This is a genomic window from Corallococcus sp. AB049A (assembly GCF_003668885.1).
In the GTDB taxonomy this organism is placed as follows: domain Bacteria; phylum Myxococcota; class Myxococcia; order Myxococcales; family Myxococcaceae; genus Corallococcus; species Corallococcus interemptor.
Map to the genome: position 1 here is coordinate 1 of NZ_RAWL01001181.1, position 431 is coordinate 431.

The window sequence follows — 431 nt, forward strand, 5'->3', positions numbered from 1 at the left end:
GGCCTATGCTGATTTCTTCAAGGCCAGCGAGCGGCCTTCGCTTTCCTCGATCTGCTTCAGCTGGGCGGCGCGGCGATCGTTCTCGTTCTTTTCCAGCGCAGCATCCATCGCTTCGCTGGCCTTGAAGAAATCAGCATAGGCCTGCATCAGCGGGGTATGCTGGCTGCGCATCCCTTCGCCACCATCGCGACGATAGTCCTCGCGGGTGAAGTACCCATCGGCACGCTCGATCAGGGTGTTCAGTGCCTGGAATGCCCGCTGGTACTGTCGCGCTGGTGCATCCAGCGGCGTGGCAGGGGTCTTTGCCAGCGCATCGGTCAGCGGCTGGCCGCAATGGTCGACCCGGTGCGACAACAGCTTGCCGGGTGAACGCGGCTGCGCTTCCTTGCCGGTCGGGCCGGCCTCGGGATCCTTCATCCAGCCCGTATAGG

The 431-nt window shown here is 63.6% G+C and carries 1 protein-coding gene; it reads right to left on the reverse strand.

Translation table 11 applies throughout. The features are described from left to right. Window positions 1–3: 3 nt before the first annotated feature. Window positions 4–431, reverse strand: a 428-nt coding sequence (locus tag D7X55_RS46715; RefSeq protein ID WP_199747433.1) for a DUF3829 domain-containing protein, incomplete at its 5' end; no start/stop codon positions are given.